Here is a 2,149-nt window from a genome sequence, read left to right as displayed (position 1 = left end):
TAACCAAGTCCGCACGCTATTATCAATATGATTAGATTCGACTTTTTCATGCATTCTCCCTAGTCGCATAACGCCGCATTAAGGGGCAAACAACGCAAACCACTGCGCTCAAACTAGCCTGCCGTAACCTCAAATACCCACCCAAACCAAAAAATGCCACGCGTTGATTGTCCACCTTTAATGCTTTGTTAGTTTGTTCATAATATAACTATAAAATTCTCATCCAACTAATTTTCTGATACTTTTTATAAAATAATAGAGTAATATACCAATACCCATTGGTAGAACAAACATGAAAGATGAACCAATTCCAATTACGATAGAATCTACTTTTTCAGTTACAATAAAATTTAAACCCGATGACCAATCTAAAATAAATATTAAAAAGTAAACTATTGCTGAAATCGCTATTAGACTTATATGTTTCACATAGAAATATGAGTAAATAACTGCAATTAAATACACAATAAATATTGATAGTAAATCATTAGCGATAATATAACTAACACCTTTAACTAGAATTAAGACTATAAAGAAGTAACCAACCAAGGTCTTTAAATGGTCCATAATTATTCGATAACCTCCAGATCTATATTTACCTTAGATGCTGAGATTAGACTAGCTAGGCGATCTGTTTGAGCATTCCCCCATAGGCCACCACCTATATCAATACATCCAGCTGAGCCATCAAAACTACCGCCATGAATAAAAAATTTGTCTCTCCCCCAAGTCTTCGTTGTAGGTTTAGCATGAATACGGATACGCCAATCACCCCAATCTCCTGGATTATCAGGCCTATACGTTCTAATTAAGTCACCAATAGCATTAGGGTTACTTAATTCTCTAGGTTTCAGGTAATACATTCCCACAGGAATTGCTCCCCTATAAGGTGTCATTTGACAAGCTTGAGTTGCAATATTCATGCAACTGCCTTTACCACTAGTAGCCCTGATAGAGAAAGAGTAGGAAGGTGTTGTTAATATTAATCTCTGGTTAGTAATACTAAATGTAAGTTTCATCCTTTTACTCATAACTTAAAAATTCAAATATGCATTATTGCACATATAAATAAAATCTATAGGATAAAAAATATTTTCCAACAAATATTGTGATATTGATCTACTGCAAACTAACGCCGCATTAAGGGGCAAGCAACGCTAACAGCTGCACTAAAACTAACCAGCCGTAACCTCAAATGCTCACCCAAACCAAAAATGCCACGCGTTGATTGTCCCTCTTAAATGCTTTGTTATGTAACTTTACTAACCATTTCAAAGCATTACAAAGAACAGCATTGCCAAATACCGTTTAACTTACATGAAAAGTTAGCAGTAACCCAGTAGAATTTACGTGACAAAAACGAAACTGCGAGCCCTAGTCCAAAGAAAAAAATAACTGCCACCAAACCTATCGCAAACTCACTTAACCATTGAGAAAAGACTGAAAACTTGAAGAACAAGAAGACGGAAACTAAGCCAATATGAATAAGACTGACTTTAAAAACGTATGAATAACCGATTAAAACAATCAGTTGAAAGTATCGAATATACAAAGTAAAAGCTAAATTCAAAGTAAAAAAACCATGAAAAAACTTTAACTTTCAATATATTGAGAAATTTTTCTCTACTGTTACATAACGCCGCATTAAGGGGCAAGCAACGCTAACAACCGAACTTAAACTAACCAGCCGTAACCTCAAATGCTCACCCAAAACAAAAGTGCCACGCGTTGATTGTCCCTCTTAAATGCTTTGTTATGTAACTTTGCTAACTATTTCAAAGCATTACCAAAAATAGCATCGCCAAACACGATTTAACTTATACGAAAAGTCAGCATTGACCCAGTAGAAAAAACTCTGGCAATAACAAAAGCCACTTGATTCTGCGGATCATGACTATAGACAAGCTGAACGCAAACTCGCTTTACCATTGAGAAAAGACTGAAAACTCGAAGAACAAGAAGACGGAAACGAAGCCAATATGAACACAACTGGGTTTATAAATTAAAAAATAACTAATAAAAAACAATCAGTTAAAAGTATCAAACAGACAAACTAGAAGCTAAGTTCAAAGTAGTGTACCCCACGAAAAGTGGACACAACATAACTACACACTTTCAAACACCACTGGACTCACATAGCCCAACGCTG

General features: G+C 35.3%; 1 protein-coding gene. It reads right to left on the bottom strand.

Features of this window, described 5'->3' with window-relative positions; translation table 11 throughout:
* Positions 1 to 569: 569 nt before the first annotated feature.
* Positions 570 to 1,019 carry a tlde1 domain-containing protein gene (locus EXA13_RS16435; RefSeq protein ID WP_269135274.1) on the bottom strand — a complete coding sequence of 150 codons (450 nt, stop codon included), beginning with the start codon at positions 1,017 to 1,019 and terminating at the stop codon, positions 570 to 572.
* Positions 1,020 to 2,149 lie beyond the last annotated feature (1,130 nt).

This window comes from Vibrio cincinnatiensis (assembly GCF_022113815.1).
Lineage (GTDB): Bacteria > Pseudomonadota > Gammaproteobacteria > Enterobacterales > Vibrionaceae > Vibrio > Vibrio cincinnatiensis_A.
This window is presented reverse-complemented; position numbering and strand designations above follow the sequence as displayed.

Excerpts from the sequence above, each read along its gene's own strand:
- EXA13_RS16435 (WP_269135274.1), bottom strand. The coding sequence starts at position 1,019 with ATGAAACTTACATTTAGTATTACTAACCAGAGATTAATATTAACAACA.